Below are 19892 nucleotides of genomic sequence, written 5' to 3'. Positions count from 1 at the left end.
GCGGCACCGCCGGTCGCGAGACCGAGCGCGTGCGCATGACCCGCATCCGCCAGACCATCGCCAAGCGCCTCAAGAGCGCGCAGGAAAACGCGGCGATGCTGACGACGTTCAACGATGTCGACATGACCGCCGTGATCGAAGCGCGCAACAAGTACAAGGACCTGTTCGAGAAGAAGCACGGCATCCGCCTCGGCTTCATGGGCTTTTTCGCCAAGGCCGCGTGCCTGGCGCTCAAGGACGTTCCGGCGGTCAACGCGCAGATCGATGGCGACGAGATCGTCTATCACAATTATGCCGACATCTCGGTCGCGGTCAGCGCGCCGAACGGCCTGGTCGTGCCGGTCATCCGCAATGCCGAGAGCCTGAGCTTCGCGGGCATCGAGAAGACCATCGCCGATTTCGGCAAGCGCGCCAAGGACGGCACGCTGAAGATGGACGAGATGACGGGCGGCACCTTCACCATCTCCAACGGCGGCGTGTTCGGATCGCTGATGTCGACCCCGATCATCAACCCGCCGCAGAGCGCGGTGCTGGGCCTGCACCGCATCGATCAGCGCCCGGTCGTGATGCCCGACGGCTCGATCGCCGCGCGCCCGATGATGTATCTGGCGCTCAGCTATGACCACCGCCTGATTGACGGCCGCGAAGCCGTGACCTTCCTGGTCCGCATCAAGGAAGCGATCGAGGACCCGACGCGGCTGCTGATCGATCTTTGAGGCAAGGGCCGGGCCTGGCGGAACCGGCAGCGTAATTCTTCGTCACCCCCGCGCAGGCGGGGGTCCCGCTTCTGCCACCGACAATGACCGAGCGGGATTCCCGCTTTCGCGGGAATGACGGGAAAGACAGTGCCAGACAGGTCTGATAAGACCCGAAGCGCACGATGGAGTTTGAAAATGGCTGATTATGATTTCGACGTCCTGGTGATCGGTGCCGGCCCTGGCGGCTATGTCGCGGCGATCCGTGCGGCGCAGCTGGGCCTGAAGACCGCGTGTGTCGAAAGCCGCGCGACGCTGGGCGGCACCTGCCTCAATGTCGGCTGCATCCCGTCCAAGGCGATGCTGCACGCCTCCGAACTGTTCGAGGAAGCCGCGAGCGGCAAGCTCGCCAAGCTGGGCATCAAGGGCACGGTCGAGCTCGACCTGGAGACCATGCACGCGCAGCGCCGCGATGCGGTCAAGGGGCTGACCGGCGGCATCGAATATCTGTTCAAGAAGAACAAGGTCGAATGGCTCAAGGGCCATGCCGCGTTCACCTCTGCCGATACCGTCGATGTCGCGGGCAAGAGCTATCGCGCCAAGAACATCGTCATCGCCACCGGATCGTCGGTGACCCCGCTGCCCGGGATCACCGTGGACAATGACGCGCAGGTCATCGTCGATTCGACCGGTGCGCTCGAACTCGCCAAGGTGCCCGACCACATGGTCGTCATTGGCGGCGGCGTGATCGGCCTGGAACTCGGCAGCGTGTGGAAGCGCCTCGGCGCCAAGGTCACCGTGGTCGAATATCTCGACCAGATCCTGCCGGGCATGGACGGCGAAATTCGCAAGGAAGCGAACAAGGTCTTCAAGAAGCAGGGCATCCAGTTCAAGCTGTCGACCAAGGTTACCGGCGCGGAAGTGAAGGACGGCAAGGCCGTGCTGACCGTCGAGCCCTCGGCAGGTGGCGCCGCAGAAACCATCGAAGCCGATGTCGTGCTGGTCTCGATCGGCCGCCGTCCCAACACCGATGGCCTGGCGCTCGACAAGGCGGGGCTTGCGGTCAACGGCCGCGGCCAGGTCGAGATCGACCATGACTTCCAGACCAGCGTTCCCGGCATCTGGGCGATCGGCGACTGCGTGCCCGGCCCGATGCTGGCGCACAAGGCCGAGGACGAAGGCATTGCCGTTGCCGAGAACATTGCTGGGCTGACGGGCATCGTGAACCACGACATCATACCGTCGGTCGTCTACACGATGCCCGAGATTGCGGGCGTGGGCCTGACCGAGGAGCAGGCCAAGGAACGTGGCGAGATCAAGGTCGGCAAGTTCCCGATGATGGCCAATTCGCGGGCCAAGACCAATCACGAGGGCGACGGGCTGGTCAAGGTGATCTCCGACGCCAAGACCGACCGCGTGCTCGGCGTGTGGATCATCGCCTCGCTCGGCGGCACGATGATCGCGCAGGCCGCGCAGGCGATGGAATTCGGCGGCACCAGCGAGGACATCGCCTATACCTGCCACGCCCACCCGACGCACAGCGAGGCGCTCAAGGAAGCGGCCATGGCCGTGCAGGGCAAGCCGATCCATATCTGACGAACAGTGCCAGCCTCTTCCCCAGGGGAGAGGCTGGTTTCGCGTCCGGCTCCGGATAGCGGACGAGCGGGCCCTTCCTATCGGAACAACAGGACCGAGGTCTGTCCTGCCCGGATCATCTGGGTGGTGGTGCTGCCCACCAGCATGTTGCGCAGCGGGCTGTGGCCATAGGCGCCCATCACCAGCAAATCGATGCCTCGTTCCCGAATGACCTGCGGCAGCACGGCATCGGGATTGCCTTCGCGCTGCAGCACCTTCACCCCCGCGCGCCCTGTAAAGCGCGTCTGCGCCCAGTCGATATGCGCCGCATTGCCCTCCGTATAGCCACCAACCAGCACGACATCGATGTCGAGCCCGCCGAACAGCATCGAGGTAGAGACATAATCCACCGCCAGCCGGCTTGAAGGCCCGCCGTCAAAGGCGATCGCAATGCGCTGCGGCGCCTTGAACACGCGCGTGGCGACGAGCACCGGCTTGCGGCTCTGGCGGATGACGCGCTCGACCTTGCTGCCGAGATGGCCCTTGGCGAAATCGGCCTGCGCGCCGCGCTTGCCGATGATCGTCATGTCGCTGAAGGCCTCGCGCTCGGCGATGGTCTCGACAATGCCGCCTTCGCGCAAGCTGAGCTCGATATCGGTCACGCCCCGGGCCCGCAGCTGGTCGAGCGCCGCCTCGATCAGCAGATGCCCCTGGCGTTCGGCAAGCCGTCCCTCTGCCGCCTTCAGCGCCATGACCTCGTCCAGCAAGCCAGGCTTGGCAGCCAGACCAGCCCCGTCGAGTTCGGAGCGCGCGTCGTTGCGCTGGATGACGTGGAGCAGTTCGACCGAGGCGTTCAGCCGCATCGCCGCCCAGGCGGCGTGCTCGCACACGGTCTGCGAATAATGCGATACGTCGAGGCAGGCCAGAAGCCGCTGCATGTCTCTCTCCTGTCGGTTCCCGGTTCTTGCCGGTGAAACTGGAACATGGGGGAGCCGGTATTGCGCCAGCATGGCCCCCTGGTTGTGCAACGTTCAGAACGGCGGATCGATGCCCCTCATGTCACGCGCGTGGTGACCTTGTATTCGTCGCGCTGCCAGCGGCCCTCACCCATGATGGCGGCCAGCCGATCGACCGCATGCCAGATATCGGCAAAGCCCAGATAGAGCGGCGTCAGCCCCAGCCGCAGCACATCGGGCGCGCGGAAATCGCCGATCACGCCTGCATCGATCAGCGCGCGGTTGATCGGCCAGGCATCGGGGTGCGCGAAGCTCGCATGGCTGCCGCGCAGGTCGGCGCGCGCGGGCGTGATCGGCACCAATTCTGGGCAGCGCGCCGCCATGAGCGTGGTCAGAAAATCGAACAGCGCTTGCGACTTGGTCCAGAGCGCATCGCGATCCGCCTCCAGCAGCAGATCGACCCCGGCTTCCAGCGCGAGCAGCGACAGCATCGGGGGGGTGCCCGCCAGGAAGCGCTCGATCCCTGGCGCGGGCTCGTATCCGTCGGTCATGGCAAAGGGCGCCGCATGGCCCATCCAGCCCTGGATCGGCGAGCCGAGAAACTCGAGAGCTTCGGCGGCTACATAGAGAAATGCGGGCGCACCGGGGCCACCGTTCAGATATTTGTAGCCGCAGCCCACGGCAAAGCGCGCGGCGTTGGCCGCCAGGTTCAGCGGCACCGCGCCGGTGCTGTGCGACAGGTCCCAGATCAGCGGCACATTGTGCATATCGGCCAGCGCCTGGATCGCGGCCATGTCGAACCGCTCGCCGGTCTTGTAATGCACATGGGTGAGCACCATCAGCGCAACATCCGGTCCGATCCGCTCGACGATCGCCTCGCGCGCGCAAGCATCGAGCACCAGCCCATGCTGCGCGGCAATCCCTGCAGCGACGTGCAGATCGGTGGGAAAATTTCCGCTTTCGGTGAGGATCGTCCTGCCCTGGCCCGGCCGCGCAGCGAGGATCGCGCCCATCAACTTGTAGAGGTTCACCGTGACCGAATCGCAGGCGATCACCTCGCCCGGCGCGGCGCCGATCAGCGCTGCGATCTTGTCGCCGATCCGCCGCGGCGCGCCGATCCAGTCGGCGTCGTTCCAGCTGCAGATCAACCCCTCGCCCCATTGCCGGTCGACGGCATCGTGCATCAGGCCGCGCGTCGCCACCGGCAGCGCGCCGAGCGAGTTGCCGTCGAGATAGACCACCCCTTCGGGCAGCGTGAAGCGCTCGCGCCACCGGGCCAGCGGGTCGGCGGCATCGCGGGCCTCAGCTTCGGCAAGCGTCGGATAGTCCATCATCGTCATCGCCCCAGCAACTGTCTGATCCGCGCCTTCTGGGCGGCCCAGCTGCGACTGTTCGGCGCGATCAGCTCGACATGGCCCTCCGGACCATGGACATGATTCTCGACCATGACCCCGCGCTTCTCCATCTCGGCGGCATAGGTCTCGGCATAGGCGGGCGGCGCGATGCGATCCCTGTCGGTGTGGAACTGGATCTGCCGTGCCTTGCTCACCGGCATTTCGGGCGGCGAGGTCAGCCCGAACTTGCCCCCCGCCATCTTCGTCGGCGCATCGGTCCCGCAGGCATGGCCGGTGCGCTGCATCGCGGCGCGCAGATCGGCAATGCCCGCCTGGCTGATCGCGGTGTCGATGCGCAGCGGATCGGGCCCGCGCAAGGGTTCCCCTTCGGGCAGCGCCTGCCGCGCCGCGAGCCAGAGCGCGAGATGCCCGCCCGCCGAATGACCGATCGCGATGGTGTGCGCGAGATCGAGGTTGAGCGCCTTGGCCTGCTCCGCCAGCAGGTCCGCCGCCGCGCCAATATCGAGATAGGTCTCCGGATAACCGCCGCCGCGATCGACGCCGCGATATTCGATATTCCACACGGCGATGCCATCCTGGCGCAGATCGTCGGCGATATAGTTCATGATGCCGCGCGTCGCGATCTCGGTCTGCCAGCACCCGCCATGGATCATCACGACGACGGGGTGCGGGCCCTTGCCCGCGGGCAGCCACAGATCGACCAGCTGCAGCGGGTCCCTGCCATAGACGATGGTGCGATCGGGCTCGGGGCGCGGCTGATCGAGCAGATCGGGCCATTGCATGATCGGCGTGTCGGCGCTCAGCATGGCCGCGACCTGCGATCCATCGACCAGGCGGATGCCGAGCAGCACCACTGCCAACCCGATCGCACCCCATGCAAGTTTGCGCACAATGTGGTTCCTCCCCTTTTCATCCCGTCCACAACCACACTGGGTTCAGGGATAATTCGCAACCCTCAATAATCCTTCGAAATCCGCACGTTCGCGTTCTGGCGGCCGATGGTCGAGATCGACGATAGCAGCGAGAGCCAGCGGGTGATCTGGAATTCGACCTGCGTTGCCGAATAGCCGCGCCCGTCGGTGACGATCTCCACATAGGTGTTGCGCGTGATATACTTGCCCGCTGCGATGCTGGTGCCCTGGCCGAGCGCCTGATTGCCCTCGACGATGCGCAGCCGATCGAGCCCGATCGCGCCGCGCAGCGCGTTGATCGGGTCGAGCCCGCCGCCGCCGCGCAGCGAGGCGAGCGCGGCTGCCAGCTGCACCGCTTCGGGGGCCGAGATGTCGGTGATCGACGATCCGAACAGGAGGCGTGCGAGCAGCTCGTCCTCGGGCAAGGCAGGCGTGCTGGTGAAGCTGATCTCGGGTGCCAGGCCGGTGCCGCGCACGTTGATCGTGGCATTGAGGTCGGTCAGGTTCGCCGATGCCGCAATGTCGAGCGCCGGATTGGGGGGCGATTCGCCGCGGAAATTGATCCGCCCGCGCTCCAGATCGAAATCGCGGCCGGCAAATTCGTACTCGCCCCGGATCAGGTCCGCCTGGCCGTTGATGCGCGGCGCATCGACCGTGCCGGTGAGCGTGATGTTCGCGCCCCATTCGCTGTTGATGCCGAGGCCGGTGACGGTGAACTGGTTCGGCGCGCGCGCCTTGACATTGTAGCGCCAGACCGCCGGCCTCACCCGGCGCGGCGCTTCGTCGGCGCGGCGGTTGATTTCGCGCACGTTGATCACGGGCAGCGCTTCGGCCGCGTTGAACTGGCCCAGGCGGAAGCGGCCCCGGTTGAGCACGACATCGCCGCCCAGCGTTCCGGTGGTGCCATCGGACGAGATGGTCAGCGGTCCGGTGACCGTCGCGCCGAAATCGTCGCGATTGACCAGTTGCGCGTTCTTCGCCGTCGCGCGGATCTCGACAGCGACCCCGCGCGAGGGCGAGGCGAACAGGCCGCCATAATCGACATAGCCCGACCCGCTGACCGTGCCGTTCGCACCCGCCTTGCCGGTGAAGCCGGTCAGCGTCAGCCGCGATCCGTTGAACTGGCCGCGCGAAGCGATGTCGGTGATCACCGTACCCGACAGCCCGCTTTCCAGCCGCGCGGTGCGCGTGGCGAGAATGCCGTTGATGCTGGGGTCCATCAGGCTGCCCGAAAGATCGGCCGCCACGCCAACCTGGCCGGTGACGTCGAACGCCTCGATGCCGAGCAGCCGCCAGAGCGAATCCGCCGGGCCGTTGAAACGCAACTGCCCGGCGAGCGTGCCGCGCCGCAGCCGCCCGAACAGATCGAAGCCCTGCGGCAGGTTGCCGATCCGCGCCTGCGCCCGCCCGACGGTCTTGTCCTGCTCGGCGATCACCGCGCGCACCGCGAGCGCGTTGGCGGTCAGCGCGAGGTTGGCGGCAATATCGACCGGGCGCGAGCTGACGATCAGGCCGGTGCGCGTGAGATTGTCGAATTTCAGGCTCGCCTTTCCGGTCGGCACGCCGCCCTCGGCCTGGCGATAGCTGAGCGTACCCGAGGCATTGCCGCCGAAGCCAAGCTCGCGCACCGCGACATCGAACAGTGCCAGCGGAACGGTGTTGAACTGCGCGCTGACATCGGTCAGCCCGCCGCCGAACCGGCCCTCCAGGCCCCGCCGCCCCCGCATCGACCTCCGCCGCGCCGCGGTTGATCGTGATCGGGACCTCGCCGTCGAAGCGCGCATTGGCAAGGTCGAGCATCGCCTTGATGCCCTGCCCGCCGCTGCGCGGGTCCAGCGTGACATTGCCGGTAATGCCGCCACCCGCGACATTGAGCGCGCCCTCGATCCCCGCCCTGGTGGCATAGATGTCGCCCGCGAACAGCGCCTGCGACACGGTGAAGCGATCGATCTGGATCAGCGTGCGGCCTGCCTCGCGTGCATAGATGCGCGTTGCACCCTCCAGCGGCCCGAGAGTCGACTGGCCGGTGACATCGACCGAAAAGCCATCGGGCACGGTGCCCAGCGCCAGCCGCAGGTTCTGTACGCCCAGCGCAGGCAGCGGGTCTTCGAGCGTCAGCACCGCGCGGGTGTCACCGCGGATCGAATCCGCACTGACATCGAGCGGACCGTAATCGCGGTGCCGCCCGCTCGCGCGCAGCACGATGCGGCCATCGGGTTCGACCCGGCCGCCGCCGATCAACGCCAGCTTCTGCGCCGCCAGGCTCGCATCGCGCAGCACCAGCGGCTGACCCGCACCATAGCTGAACTTGCTGGCAAAGCGCGGCGAAGGGCCGATCAGCGTCACCACGGTTTCGTTGACCACGCGGCGCATCAGCACGCGCACGTCGCCGAGCACATCCCAGGCCGCGCCGCCGCCAAAGGCGACGCGCACATTCGCATCGATATCGGCATCGCCGACATTCTCGACCCCGAACGCGGGCAGCCGCGCATCGACGACCGCAAGATAGCGCCCGCGCTGGCTGCTGCCCGAAAGCTGCACCAGCGCGACGAGGCTGTTGCTGGTCAGCCGGATCGGATCGCTGCTCAGCTGCCCATCGCGCATGCGCACCACGCCCTGGCCCGTCAGCCCATTGGCCAGCCGGTCGCCATAGGCGTTGCCGGTGACGACACGCGTCGCGCTGATCTGGACGGGAAGGGTGAAATCCCGGCCCTTCCGCGTGAGCGTGCCTTGCGCGAGCAGCCTTTCCGCGCTCACGCCGGCGAGCGCGACGCGATCGGCGGACAGGCGATAAGGTGCCTCGAAATCGCCGAACGGACCGTTCAGCGTCACCGTCGCGCGCAGATTTCGGGCGTCGAGACCCTCTGCCAGCAGCTGAGGACGCGACAGCGCGGCAAGTATCTCCACATCGTCGAAGCGGTTGTCGCCAAGGTCGATCGCACCTTCGGCATTGACCGTGCCCGCCTGCCCCGCCAGCGCGACCATGCCAGAGAGTATCCGGGCATCGAGCGTGCCCCGCGCGACCACGCCAACCGCAGGGCCGAGTGCGCGCGCGAAGCTGCTGCCGAACAGCGGCTCCGGCCGGACAAAGCCCCGGATCCGCGCCTCTCCCTCGCGCTGGTTGATATCGAGCGAGGCAAGCTCGCGATCGCCCAGCCGGGCAAGCAGCCTGCCCTGCCAGAAATCCCAGTCGCCCCGCCCCTTGATCGAGGCGGCCAGGTCCCGCGTCAGCCCGGCCAGTGCGGCGATCGCGCCATTGGCGGGCGCAGTGATATCGCCGTCGACCTGCAGCCGGTTCTGGTCGGGCATCGCATCAATCTTCAGCGCCACCCGGTCGGTACCATCGGCGAGCGCGGCGCGCGCATCGATCAGCACGCGGCCCGAACGGATATCGACCTTGCCCGCGAGATTGGCGACGCGGCGTGGCCCGGCGATCCCGTCACGGATGACCAACCCGTCGGCGCGGAGCCGATCGATGCGGATATCGAACGCGGGCAGCAACGGGTCGTCGGGATCGCCTGGCCGAAGCTCCGGCAGGCTGCGCAATTCGCCCCCCCGGATGACCAGATCGCGGATATCGAGCCTGTTGTTGAGAAACCTGAACGGGCGCCAGTCGAGGTCCACCGCCGATGCGGCGAAGAACACCCGCTTGGTATCGCGCAGCTCGACCCCGCGCAGCACCGCCTTGCCATAGATCGACCCTTCGATCCGATCGACGCGCAGCGACAGGCCGGACTTGAGCTCGTAGCCGGCGATCTGCTCGGCGAGGAAGCGGCGGCCCGGCCCGCTGTCGAGCCCGAGCAGCAGTGCGGCCACGAGCCCGCCCAGCACCAGCACGCCGATGACCAGACCGCGCATCCAGCGCATCCGCGCCCGGCGCTGCACGATCGGTTCGGGCGAGGTCGGCTCTGTCTCGTCCGCCATCAGAAGGCCTGACCCAGCGAGATATAGACCCCAATACGGCTGTCGCCCGGCTGCGGATTGAGCGGCGTGCCCAGATCGAGCCGCAACGGCCCGAAGCTGCTGTAATAGCGCACCCCTATGCCCGCACCATAGCGGATCCCGCTGAGATCGGGGGTGCTGCCGGCATAGACATTGCCTGCGTCGAAAAACGGCACCACGCCGAAATCGCCAAATCGCACGCGCGCCTCGAGCGAGAATTCGGCAAGTCCGTTGCCGCCGATGGGATCATTGTTTCCGTCGCGGGGTCCGATCGCCTGGAAGCCATAGCCGCGCACCGAGCCCCCACCGCCCGCGTAGAAGCGCCGCGAGGGCGCGATATCGAACCGGTTTGCTCCGACGATGCTGCCCAGCCGCACACGGCCCGCCAGCACGATCCTGTTCGACACGGGTTGATAATAGCTGCCGTCGATCTGGATGCGGGCATAGCCCTTGCTGCCCGATTGCAGCGAATATTCGGGCGAGATGCGCCCGCCCAGGCGGAAGCCGCTGGTCGGATCGAGCAGGTCGTCGGTGCCGTCATAGGTGAGCGAGGTCGGCAGCGCGGCGATATAATAGGTCCGGCGCGATCCGCCGACGACCCGCGTCCGGCTGTCGCGCTCATCGGTGCGCAGCACCTCTGCGCCGAGCGACCAGGTCCATTTCTTCTGGAAGATCAGATTGGTCTGCCGCTCGAGCGAGGCGGCGACAAGCAGCGTGCGCGCCTCGAAGGCATCGCGGTCGATATTGCTCGCGAGCAGCTGTGCCGTCAGCACGCGGTCGCGCTTGATGAAATTGTTGCGCCGATAGACCAGGTTGATCAGCTGTTCCTGCGTCCCGCCGACCCCGCGGACCCGCACCAGGCCTTCGGGCGGAAAGAAGTTGCGGTGCTCCCAGCTGACCTCGGCGCGATAGCCTTCGCCCGTGCCGTAACCCACCTCGCCAGCGATGGTGCGGAGCGGCGCAGCGACGGTTTCGACATTGATGTCGACAGTGCCCGGCTCGGTGCCGACGGGCTCGCGGGCTGCGACCGGGGTCAGCGCAACGGTCGATACCAGGCCCGTCGCAAGGATGGCGCGGCGCAGATCGTCCATCTCCGACGCCTGGAAGATGTCGCCGCGCTCGAAGCGCGCGATCCGCTCCAGATGCCGCGATCCGAACAGCCCGTCATCATCGGCGATGACCCCGCCGAAGCGATACTGCCCCCCGGGGGTGACCGGCACGGTCAGCGCTCCGCTGCGCGCCTCGTGATCGATCAGAAGATCGGGCTCGCCGGTCTGCGCGAAAGGGAAGCCAGTCTCGAGCAGCCGGGTCAGCACCGCCAGCCGCCCGGCGACGATCCGGTCCGAATTGGCCGGATCGCCGATCTGCAGTCCGAAGGCGGCGCGCGCGACGGGAACATCGACGCCGATGGCATCGAGACCGGCCAGATCAATCGCGGAGAGCCGGTAGATCGGACCGGTGTTGACGTCGAAGGTCAGCGCGACCCGATCCTCGCCCGGAATCGCGGCGACCGAGTTGCGCACATCGCCGTCGTAGAAGCCGTAGACGCGCAGCATGGTGTCGATCAGGTCGTTATCGTCGCGCGCGCGGCGATTGACCTGCGCGAGATTGGCATCGTCGTCGGACAGGCGCTGGAGCGTGGACAGCGCCTGGAAGCGGTTGCGGAACGCGTCCTGATCGAGATTTGCCAGATCCTCGGACGGCAGGAAGTTGACCGTGACCCGGTAGCGCACATCGCCATCGTCGATCTCGCGCAGCGCCTGGCGTTCGGCACGACGCGCCTCGCGTTCGGCCTGTCGTTCGGCGCGGCGGGTGGCAATATCGGCATCGTCGCCGCCGATCGCAGCGTCTTCGCCGGACGCACCCGACGGGCCCGCAACGGCAAGCCCGTCGCGCGCATCGTCCGCATCGGTTGCGACAAGGTCGCCGGTCGAGCTGTCCGAAGCATCGGCAGCCTGCGTTTCGGGGGGAAGGACATCCTCACCGGCAAACTCGCCGGGCCAGGCGGGAATGTCGCCCGCATCGGGCCATTCGACCTCCATGCCGGGAAGCTGGTCGAGCGGCGCGAGCGGATCGATGCTCAGCGGGTCTGCGACTTGCGGATCGGTCGGCAAAGGATCGGCGGGTGAAGTGTCGAGCGGTGCAGATGGGTCGTCCTGGACTTGCCCGGCCTGCGCGGCATCGGCCTGCTGGGCATGACAGACGACCGGCCACGCCCAGCCGACAGCCAGCATGACCAGTGTTCCCGCCCTCGCAAGATGTCCGCGATCACCCTGCCTCATCAAATCTATATGCTTTCCGCGCGGGCAGGTTCCCGCCCGAAATCAAAATCGTGATTATGCGCCCGCGCCATCGCGTTCAAGGTCGAAAGAATGCCAGCCATCGGGGCCAAGCAGTTCAAGCGGCTGGTATTTTATCTTGTACTGCATGCGCGGCGAAGATTTTACCCAATAGCCGAGATACACATAGGGCAGCCGGGCACGCGCGGCGCGCTGGATATGGTCCATGATGATGTAGTTGCCGAGGCCCCGCCGGGTCGGGTGATCGGGCTCGTAGAAACTGTAGATCATCGACAGCCCGTCGCCCTGCTGGTCGGTCAGGCAGGCGCCGACCAGCCTGCCCGCGCTGCCGTCCGGATTGGGCTCGCGATATTCGATGACATAGCTGCGCACCGGGGTGTGCTCGACCATGTCGGCATAATCCATATCGTCCATGTCGGACATGCCACCGCCGGGGTGCCGCGTCTTCAGATAGCGGCGCAGCAGGTCATACTGCTCCTGCGTCGACCACGGCTTGCACGCCGACACGATCAGGTCGCGGTTCCGCTTGAGCAGCTTGCGCTGGTTGACCGAGGGCACGAACCGCTCCGCCACCACGCGCACCGAAACACAGGCGCGGCAGTCGAGACAGCTCGGGCGATAGGCGACATTCTGGCTGCGGCGAAAGCCGATGCGGCTGAGCGCGTCATTGAGTTCATCGGCATGCGGACCGCTGAGCTCGGTGAAGACCTTGCGCTCGCTCTTGCCCGGAAGATAGGGGCAAGGACCGGGGTTGGTCACGAAGAAACGGGGAAAACGTGCCGGTGCGCTCACTTGGCGAACGGTCCTTGTGCAAATGGCCTGATCGTGGGGGTAGATGCCCTGCAAGTGATATGCCCGGCAACCCCCCCGAGCGCCAAGCCGGTTAACCAACTTTCTTGGTTAAGCTGCGCCAAGTCGAGTCAATTCATCGGCAAAGCGCGGGGAGGTTGTGGATAAGGGACGATTCATGCTGAATCGGAACTAGCCCGGCTAGCTCCGTTCGCCAGTTTCTGCCGAACCGGTGGCAGGCCCCATCCGCGACTTCCTCGCTCCCAAACCGTCACCCCCGCGAAGGCGGGGGTGTGGATTCACGTTTGAAGTGCAACACTGGTTCAACACCATCTTAGCAGGTGTTGCACTTGTTCCGTGAACTCACGGGGTCCCGCTTTTGCGGCAAGCTCTGAACACAGCGGGATTCCCGCTTTCGCGGGAATGACGAACAAGATCGCGCGATCGGCCAGTATCAAGCCACCTCGACCAGCCCCACATCATATCCGCTGGCCTTGAGCGAGGCGACCAGCGCGTCGAGCTGGCTGCGGTCGCGGGCCTCGCATTCGATATCGGTGATCAGCCCCTTGGCGGGCAGGTTGGTGAAAACCCGCTGGTGATAGATCTCGATGATGTTCACCTGATGCGCATCGAACTGGCGCATCACCTTGAACAGCGCACCGGGCCGGTCCTGCAGCGCGATGCGCAATCGCGCGAGGCGACCGGACCGCGCCAGATCGCGCAGCAGCACATTGGCGAGCAGGCGCGTGTCGATATTGCCGCCGCACAGCACCACGCCCACGGTCTGCCCCCTGAATCGCTCGGGCTCGGCGAGCAGTGCCGCGAGGCCCGCAGCCCCTGCCCCTTCGGCCACGGTCTTCTCGATCTGCAGCAACAGGCTGACCGCGGTTTCGAGCTGCGGTTCGCTGACCAGCACGATGTCATCGGCGAGCGCGCGGACGATCTCGCGGGTGAAATCGCCCGGCTGCTTGACCGCGATGCCCTCGGCAAGCGTGTCGCCCTCGCAGGGATACTGGGTGCCCTTCACCGTATTGTACATGCTGGGATAGAGCTGCGCCTGCACGCCGGTGAGCCGGATATCGGGCTTGAGCGCGCGCGCCGCAGTGCCCATGCCCGAGAATAGGCCGCCGCCGCCGATCGGAATCACGAAATGGTCGATCTCGGGCGCATCCTCGAGCATCTCGAGCGCGACCGTCCCCTGTCCCGCCGCGATCACCGGATCGTCGAACGGGTGGACGAAGGTCAGCCCCTCGCTCTTTTCGAGCTCGCGCGCATGCGCATAGGCATCGTCATATTTCTCGCCGAACAGGATCACGCGGCCGCCATTGGCCTCGGTCTGCTGCACCTTGATGGTGGGCGTCGGCTTGGGCATCACGATCGTGACCGGCACGCCGAGCCGCGTGCCATGCCAGGCCAGGCCCTGCGCATGGTTGCCGGCCGAGGCCGCGATGACGCCCTTGGCCTTGGCCTCTTCGCTCATCTGGCTGAGGAAGTTGAGCGCGCCGCGCTCCTTGTAGGCGGCGGTGAACTGCAGATTCTCGAACTTGAGATACACCGTCGCGCCGGTAATCGCCGACAGCGTCTTGCTGACGAGCGTGGGCGTGCGGACGATCGAACCGGCGATGCGGGCATGCGCCGCGCGGATATCATCCAGGGTGAGGCGTTCTGTAGGGCTGGTCATATCGGCTGCGGCCCCTAACCGATATGGCGCGGATTGAAAACATCCGTTAAGGCACCGCCATGGCAAATATAGCATTTATCGGTATCGGCGTGATGGGCGGACCCATGGCGCGGCATCTGGGCAATGACGGGCACAGCCTGTCGCTCTACAATCGCAGCCCCGCCAAGGTCCACGCCTGGCTGCAAGCGCACCCGCACCTGGCCGACAGGGCGCGCGTTGCGGCGACCCCGGCAGAGGCGGCCGAGGGCGTCGATGCGGTCATCACCTGTGTCGGCAATGACGACGATCTGGCGCAGGTGATCATGGGCCGCCAGGGCGCGTTCACCACGCTGCCCAAGGGCGCATTGTTCATCGACCACACCACCGTCTCGGCCACCATCGCGCGGCAGATTTCGGTCGAGGGGCGCGCCAAGAACATCCTGTGCGTCGATGCCCCCGTGACCGGCGGCCAGGCGGGCGCGGAAAACGGCACGCTCGCGATCATGTGCGGCGGCAAGAAGGACGCGGTCGATGCCGCCCGCCCGATCATCAAGAGCTATTCGAGCCGCATCGTCCATGTCGGCGGCCCCGGTGACGGGCAGACCACCAAGATGGTCAACCAGATCTGCATCGCCGGCGTGCTCGGCGGCCTGAGCGAGGCGATGCGCTTTGCCCAGGCGAGCCGACTCGATCTCGACAAGGTGTTTCAGGCGATTTCCGGCGGTGCGGCGCAGAGCTGGCAGATGGACAATCGCTGGAAGACCATGGCCGAGGACAGTTTCGATTTCGGCTTTGCCATCGACTGGATGCGCAAGGACCTGGGCCTCGCGCTCGACGAGGCGCGCAACAATGGCGCGTCGATCCCCGTCGCCGCGCTGCTCGACCAGTTCTTCGCCGAGGCCCAGCATCTGGGCGCGGGCCGCCAGGATACCAGCGCGCTGATCCGCAGGCTGCCGCGCAAATGAGCCGTCCGATGTTTGCGCGCGCCGCCGCGCTCGCCGCCGCCCTGCTCGCCAGCGCCGCCTCGCCGGCCTGGGCCGATGGGCTGATCGACAATGTCAACGGCATGACGCTGGACGCCAAGGGCAAGGTCGTCGAATTCACCGGTCTGGTGATCGACAATGACGGCAAGGTGAAGCAGCTGCTCGAGCGCCGCGACAAGCGCCCGGAAAAGCTCGACTACAAGCTCGATGGCGATGGCCGCACGCTGATGCCCGGCATCATCGATGCGCATGGCCATGTGATGGGACTGGGCTTTTCGCTGCTGACGCTCGACCTTTCGGGCACGAAGTCGCTCGAGGAGGCGCTGGCCAAGATCAAGGCCTATGCCGACGAGAATCCCAGCCGCCCGTGGATCATCGGGCGCGGATGGAACCAGGAGAAATGGGGTCTGGGCCGCTTCCCCACCGCAGCCGATCTCGATACGGTCGTGCCCGACCGCCCGGTCTGGCTCGAGCGGGTCGACGGCCATGCCGGCTGGGCGAACACCGCCGCGATGCAGGCCGCGGGCGTCAAGCCCGACGTCAAGGATCCTGCCGGCGGCAGGGTCGAGCGGATCGGCGGCAAGCCTGCCGGCGTGTTCGTCGATGCCGCCGAGGCGCTCGTGAGCAAATCGGTGCCGCCGCCGCGCGCGGTCGATCGCGATGCCGCGCTGATCGCGGCGCAGGACCATCTGCTCGCGCTCGGCATTACCGGCATTGCCGATATGGGCACGACCATCGACGACTGGCAGGCCTATCGCCGCGCCGGGGACGAAGGGCGCCTGCGCGTGCGCATCATGTCCTATGCCGCCGGGATCGACGCGATGGTCGCGATCGGTGGCCCGCGCCCTACCCCCTGGCTCTATGACGACCGGCTGCGCCTCAATGGCGTGAAGCTCTATCTCGATGGCGCGCTTGGGTCGCGCGGCGCGCTGCTCAAGGCCGATTATGCCGACATGCCCGGCCAGCGCGGCCTCGCCTTCGTCAACGATACCCAGTTGCTCAACATGATGAGCCGCGCCGCGATGGATGATTTCCAGGTCGCCGCGCACGCCATTGGCGATGGCGCGAATGCGCAGGCGCTCTCGGCGATCGAGGAGCTGGCCAAGGACTACAAGGGCGACCGTCGCTGGCGGATCGAGCATGCGCAGATCATCGATCCCGTCGACATTCCGCGTTTTGCCAGGAACGGCATCATCGCCTCGATGCAGCCGGTGCACCAGATTTCCGATCGGCTGATGGCCGAAGCGCGGCTGGGCCCGGCGCGGCTGGGCGGGGCCTATGCGTGGAAGACGCTGAGCAAGGCGGGCGTGCCGCTGGCCTTCGGTTCGGACACGCCGGTGGAATCGCCCGATCCCTTCGCCGGACTGGCAGCGGCGATCACGCGCGAGGATGCCGATGGCCAGCCTTTCGGCGGATGGCAGCCGCAGGAACGGCTGGGCCGGACCGAGGCGATCGATGCCTTCACCCGCGGCGCGGCCTATGCCGGTTTTGCCGAGGACCGGTTCGGCACGCTGATGCCCGGCATGCGCGCGGACTTCATCCTGCTCGATGTCGATCCGCTGCTCAGCACGCCGGGCGAGCTGCGCTCTGCCAAGGTCGTGGAAACCTGGGTCGGCGGGGTGCGTCGCTTTCAGCGCGGCGAGGGACGATAGCCGCATCCTGCTGGCCCGTTAACCACGCCGAAACCATTCGTTGCCCGGTTGCAACAGCCTGCCACAAAAGCCTTTTTGGCGCAGCATTGGCCGTAAAACCGGCTTGCACGCATGGAACTTTCGGCTTAGTGGGGCATTGAGCGCCGGGAAGAGCTCGTAAAACACTCTTTTCGCAACGGGTTGCAATGTCTTGATTTCAAAAGATTAAGACGCAATTTTGAATACGTGACGGAGGCTATAATGAAGAATCGTTTTGCTGTGGCAGCTCTTGCCGCACTCGCCGTCGCCGCAACGCCTGTGCTGGCCCAGACCAGCGTCGCACGCGTTTCGGCTGCTTCGAGCGACGAGAGCGAAGCTGAAGGCAGCACCGGCATCATCATCGGTGTCGTCGCTGCTGCTGCCGTGATTGGCGGCATCGTGATCGCAGCTGACCAGGACAGCGACACCCCGACCAGCCCCTGATTTCATCAGGCATCTCGGGCCGCTCTGGTCCAACTGAATCAGAGAAACGGGGTCTTCGGGCCCCGTTTTTTTGTGTCCGCAATGGTTGGCACTATCAGCTGACGGCCAAAAAAGCGCGCGTTCGCAGCCGGTTACCGACGCCAGTTCAAGCCGTCCAAAAAAATTAGCATCGCCACGTTTTTTCTGTGGAACCTAAATTGGGCCGATGGGTTTTTGCTTCAGGACGGCAGACCAAGCCCCCCCTCCAATGCCGTCCTAAAAAACATGAGCCCGGGCGCGCGATCCTCCCCCCTTCTCATCGCGCCCGGGCTTATATTTTGCCCCGAACCAGCATTGAACGACCTCTTGCGTCGCCAGGCCAAAATGCGCACAACAGCCGCATTCGGGTCGCACCGCCATGCCTCGCCCGCGCGGACTCGCGCAGCCGGGCGCCTTCAGGGTTGTCGATGCGATCGCCACCGCCATCTCGAGCCAGATATTCAAGGATCGGACCATTGGTCCGGCAGGGCTGGGCCGTCGTTCCGGCGACGGCACTGCTCGCAATAGCAGCCCCTACGCACAGCCAGTCCGCCAAGTCCGACATGGCGGCGAGCGAGATTGCGCAGCCAGGGGCGGACGAGCCCGAGACCGATCCGCTGATCGCCGAGATCGAACGTTATCTCGCGATCGATGCCGAAGCCTTTGAGGCCAAGGACTATGCTCGCGCCGCCGAAGCCTCTGCCAGGGTTCTGGAACTGGCCGAGCCGCTGGGCGATGAAAGTTTCGTTCTGGCGCGGGCGCTGAATGACCATGCACTCAACCTGATGTTCAGCGACCAGGCAGCCGCAGCGGAACCGATCATGCGCAGGGCGCTGTCGCTTTATGCCAGCCAGCTTGGAGCCGATCATCCCGAGACGCTGAAGGCGCAGGCCAATCTGGGGGCCGTGCTGTTCAACGCCGGCCAGACGCAGCAGGCCGCCACCGCCTACCGTGCTGCACTGGACGGGTCTCGCGCCAAATTGGGCATCGACGATCCGGCAACCCGCGACGCAGCCGCCAATCTGGTGGACATGCTCTATCGGCTGGCGCGCCGCGACGAGGCCATTCCAGTCCAGGCCGAACTGGTCGACAGCCTGAAGCGCGATCCCGGCCCGGATCATCCCGATACCTTGCTGCAGCAAAAGGTGCTGGCCACCCTCCAGATCGAAATGGGCCGGTACGAGCCTGCAAGAAGCCTGTTGCGCGAAGCGTTGCCGCGGGTCGAGGCGGCACTGGGCAAGACCCATCCGCTGGCGACCGACATCCTGGCCATGCTTTCGGTCACCTATGAGCGCTCCGGCGATTATGCGGGTGCAGAACCGCTGGCCAGCGAGGCGCTATCGCGTGCGCGCGAAGCCGCGGGACAGGATAGCCCGTCGACCTTTCTCGCCAATGTCGCGCTGGGCAATATCCGGATCGCGCTGGCGCGCTTCGCAGAGGCCGAGGCCGATCTCAAACCCGCCTATCAGACATCGCTGACCAATCCGGGTGAAACCAGCGAACTCAGCCTTGCCTTGGCGCGATCGCTGGCCACGGTGTATCTCAACACGGGTCAGTTCCGCGAAGGCATCGCCATCATGGAACGCGCGACCGAGGTGGTGAAACGGCACTATCCGCCGACCAACAGCTTTGCCCATGTCATTCCGGGCACCCTGGTCTCGCTGCTGCTGGCCTCCGGACGGTACAGCGAGGCAGAGCCGATCAGCGCGGCCTTGCTGGCCGATATCCGCAAGCTGCGCGGCGTGGACAATCGCGATGCGATCAATGTCGCTGCCAATCACGCCCTGCTCCTCACCAACATGGGGCGCTATGCCGAGGCCGAAGCGTTGACCGAGGAGATCTATCCCCATCAGCTTGCGCAACTGGGGCGCGATCATTCCGAGGCGCTGTCCAACCGCAACAATCTGGCGCTGATCCAGATCTATCGCGGGCAGTATACCGAAGCCGAAGCGCTGCTGCTCGAGACCCAGGCGCTGGCGCTCGAACGCTATGGGCGCCAGCACCCGATCTGGCAGGGCACGGCCGTCAATCTTGCGCTGGTGCTGGTGCAGCAACGGCGTTACGCCGAGGCCGAAGCTGTCTATCAGGCAAGCCTGGATGCGCTGACCAAGGCGTTGGGACCCGACCACGTCTCGGTGCTGCAGACCCGAGCCAATATCGCCGACATGAGGCTTCAGCGTGGCGATTTCGCAAGCGCTGCGGAAATCCTGGCGTCGGTGCTGGAGCGGGGCGCCACCCAATCGGCGCAGCAGAGCCAGCTGCTCATCCTGGCGCGAACCAATCTGGGCATAGCGCAGCTGCTGCTCGACCGACCGAAGGAAGCCGAAGCCAATCTGCGCCAGGTTGTCGACCTGCCGTTCGACACCCTCCCCCGCGATCACCCGCTGCGCTTCGCGGCGCAGTCGCGGTTGGCGCTGGTCTATGCCCAGCGCGATGACTTTGCCGCTGCGGATGCCATCTATACCGATCTGTCGCAAAGCCAGATCGCGGCCTTCGGGCTTTCCCACCCCAACAGCCTCGACACGCTGTCGATCCTGACCCGCGCCCGGATCGCCAACGACGCTGCCGGGACCGATCGGCTCACCCCCGCCCGG

At 66.1% G+C, this 19892-nt stretch carries 13 protein-coding genes and 1 pseudogene; 7 read left to right on the top strand and 7 right to left on the bottom strand.

Going from position 1 to position 19892, the window contains the following annotated elements:
- Window positions 1–716: dihydrolipoyllysine-residue succinyltransferase (sucB, locus tag DM995_RS17365; protein WP_116970214.1), on the top strand; the 716-nt coding region annotated here is incomplete at its 5' end.
- A gap of 177 nt (window positions 717–893) precedes the next feature.
- Window positions 894–2291, top strand: a complete 1398-nt coding sequence (gene lpdA / locus DM995_RS17360) for a dihydrolipoyl dehydrogenase (RefSeq protein ID WP_116970213.1) — start codon at window positions 894–896, stop codon at window positions 2289–2291.
- A 77-nt stretch (window positions 2292–2368) separates the two neighbouring features.
- On the opposite strand, the gene DM995_RS17355 is transcribed toward lpdA, so the two are convergent.
- The 4 genes and pseudogenes from DM995_RS17355 to DM995_RS17340 form a co-directional block, all read right to left on the bottom strand.
- A complete protein-coding gene (locus DM995_RS17355; protein ID WP_116970212.1) occupies window positions 2369–3208 on the bottom strand; it encodes a universal stress protein in 840 nt (279 codons plus the stop codon).
- Window positions 3209–3324: 116 nt separating this feature from the next.
- A complete protein-coding gene (locus tag DM995_RS17350) occupies window positions 3325–4560 on the bottom strand; it encodes a kynureninase (protein WP_502696594.1) in 1236 nt (411 codons plus the stop codon).
- A gap of 2 nt (window positions 4561–4562) precedes the next feature.
- Window positions 4563–5471 (bottom strand): alpha/beta hydrolase family protein, encoded by a 909-nt coding sequence (locus DM995_RS17345; RefSeq protein WP_232824464.1) that lies wholly within the window; start codon window positions 5469–5471, stop codon window positions 4563–4565.
- A gap of 65 nt (window positions 5472–5536) precedes the next feature.
- Window positions 5537–6751: pseudogene (locus DM995_RS17340) on the bottom strand (translocation/assembly module TamB domain-containing protein); the annotation flags it as partial.
- 400 nt (window positions 6752–7151) lie between these two features.
- Here DM995_RS17340 and DM995_RS17335 point away from each other — a divergent pair.
- Window positions 7152–9428 carry a hypothetical protein gene (locus DM995_RS17335; RefSeq protein ID WP_157973256.1) on the top strand — a complete coding sequence of 759 codons (2277 nt, stop codon included), beginning with the start codon at window positions 7152–7154 and terminating at the stop codon, window positions 9426–9428.
- Here the strand turns inward: DM995_RS17335 and DM995_RS17330 are convergent.
- The 3 genes from DM995_RS17330 to DM995_RS17320 all read right to left on the bottom strand — a co-directional run bounded on the left by DM995_RS17330 (window position 9416) and on the right by DM995_RS17320 (window position 14204).
- Window positions 9416–11668, bottom strand: coding sequence for an autotransporter assembly complex protein TamA (locus DM995_RS17330; RefSeq protein WP_116970208.1), 2253 nt, complete (start codon window positions 11666–11668; stop codon window positions 9416–9418). The two genes, DM995_RS17335 and DM995_RS17330, sit on opposite strands and share 13 nt — an antisense overlap.
- Before the next feature lie 102 nt (window positions 11669–11770).
- Window positions 11771–12526, bottom strand: coding sequence for an arginyltransferase (locus DM995_RS17325; RefSeq protein ID WP_116970207.1), 756 nt, complete (start codon window positions 12524–12526; stop codon window positions 11771–11773).
- Between the two features lie 451 nt (window positions 12527–12977).
- Window positions 12978–14204 (bottom strand): threonine ammonia-lyase, encoded by a 1227-nt coding sequence (locus DM995_RS17320; RefSeq protein WP_116970206.1) that lies wholly within the window; start codon window positions 14202–14204, stop codon window positions 12978–12980.
- Between the two features lie 59 nt (window positions 14205–14263).
- Between DM995_RS17320 and DM995_RS17315 the strand changes: the two genes are divergently transcribed.
- From DM995_RS17315 to DM995_RS17300, 4 genes are all read left to right on the top strand, one after another.
- Window positions 14264–15148, top strand: coding sequence for an NAD(P)-dependent oxidoreductase (locus tag DM995_RS17315; RefSeq protein WP_116970205.1), 885 nt, complete (start codon window positions 14264–14266; stop codon window positions 15146–15148).
- 8 nt (window positions 15149–15156) lie between these two features.
- Window positions 15157–16818, top strand: coding sequence for an amidohydrolase (locus tag DM995_RS17310; RefSeq protein WP_116970204.1), 1662 nt, complete (start codon window positions 15157–15159; stop codon window positions 16816–16818).
- Between the two features lie 240 nt (window positions 16819–17058).
- Window positions 17059–17280, top strand: coding sequence for a hypothetical protein (locus tag DM995_RS17305; protein ID WP_023839302.1), 222 nt, complete (start codon window positions 17059–17061; stop codon window positions 17278–17280).
- A 494-nt stretch (window positions 17281–17774) separates the two neighbouring features.
- A partial coding sequence (locus DM995_RS17300; protein WP_198669410.1) for a tetratricopeptide repeat protein occupies window positions 17775–19892 on the top strand: 2118 nt, incomplete at its 3' end.

It is taken from the genome of Blastomonas sp. UPD001 (assembly GCF_003426715.1).
In the GTDB taxonomy this organism is placed as follows: domain Bacteria; phylum Pseudomonadota; class Alphaproteobacteria; order Sphingomonadales; family Sphingomonadaceae; genus Blastomonas.
Note: the sequence above shows the minus strand (reverse complement) of the source record. Positions and strands in the feature narration are given on the sequence as shown.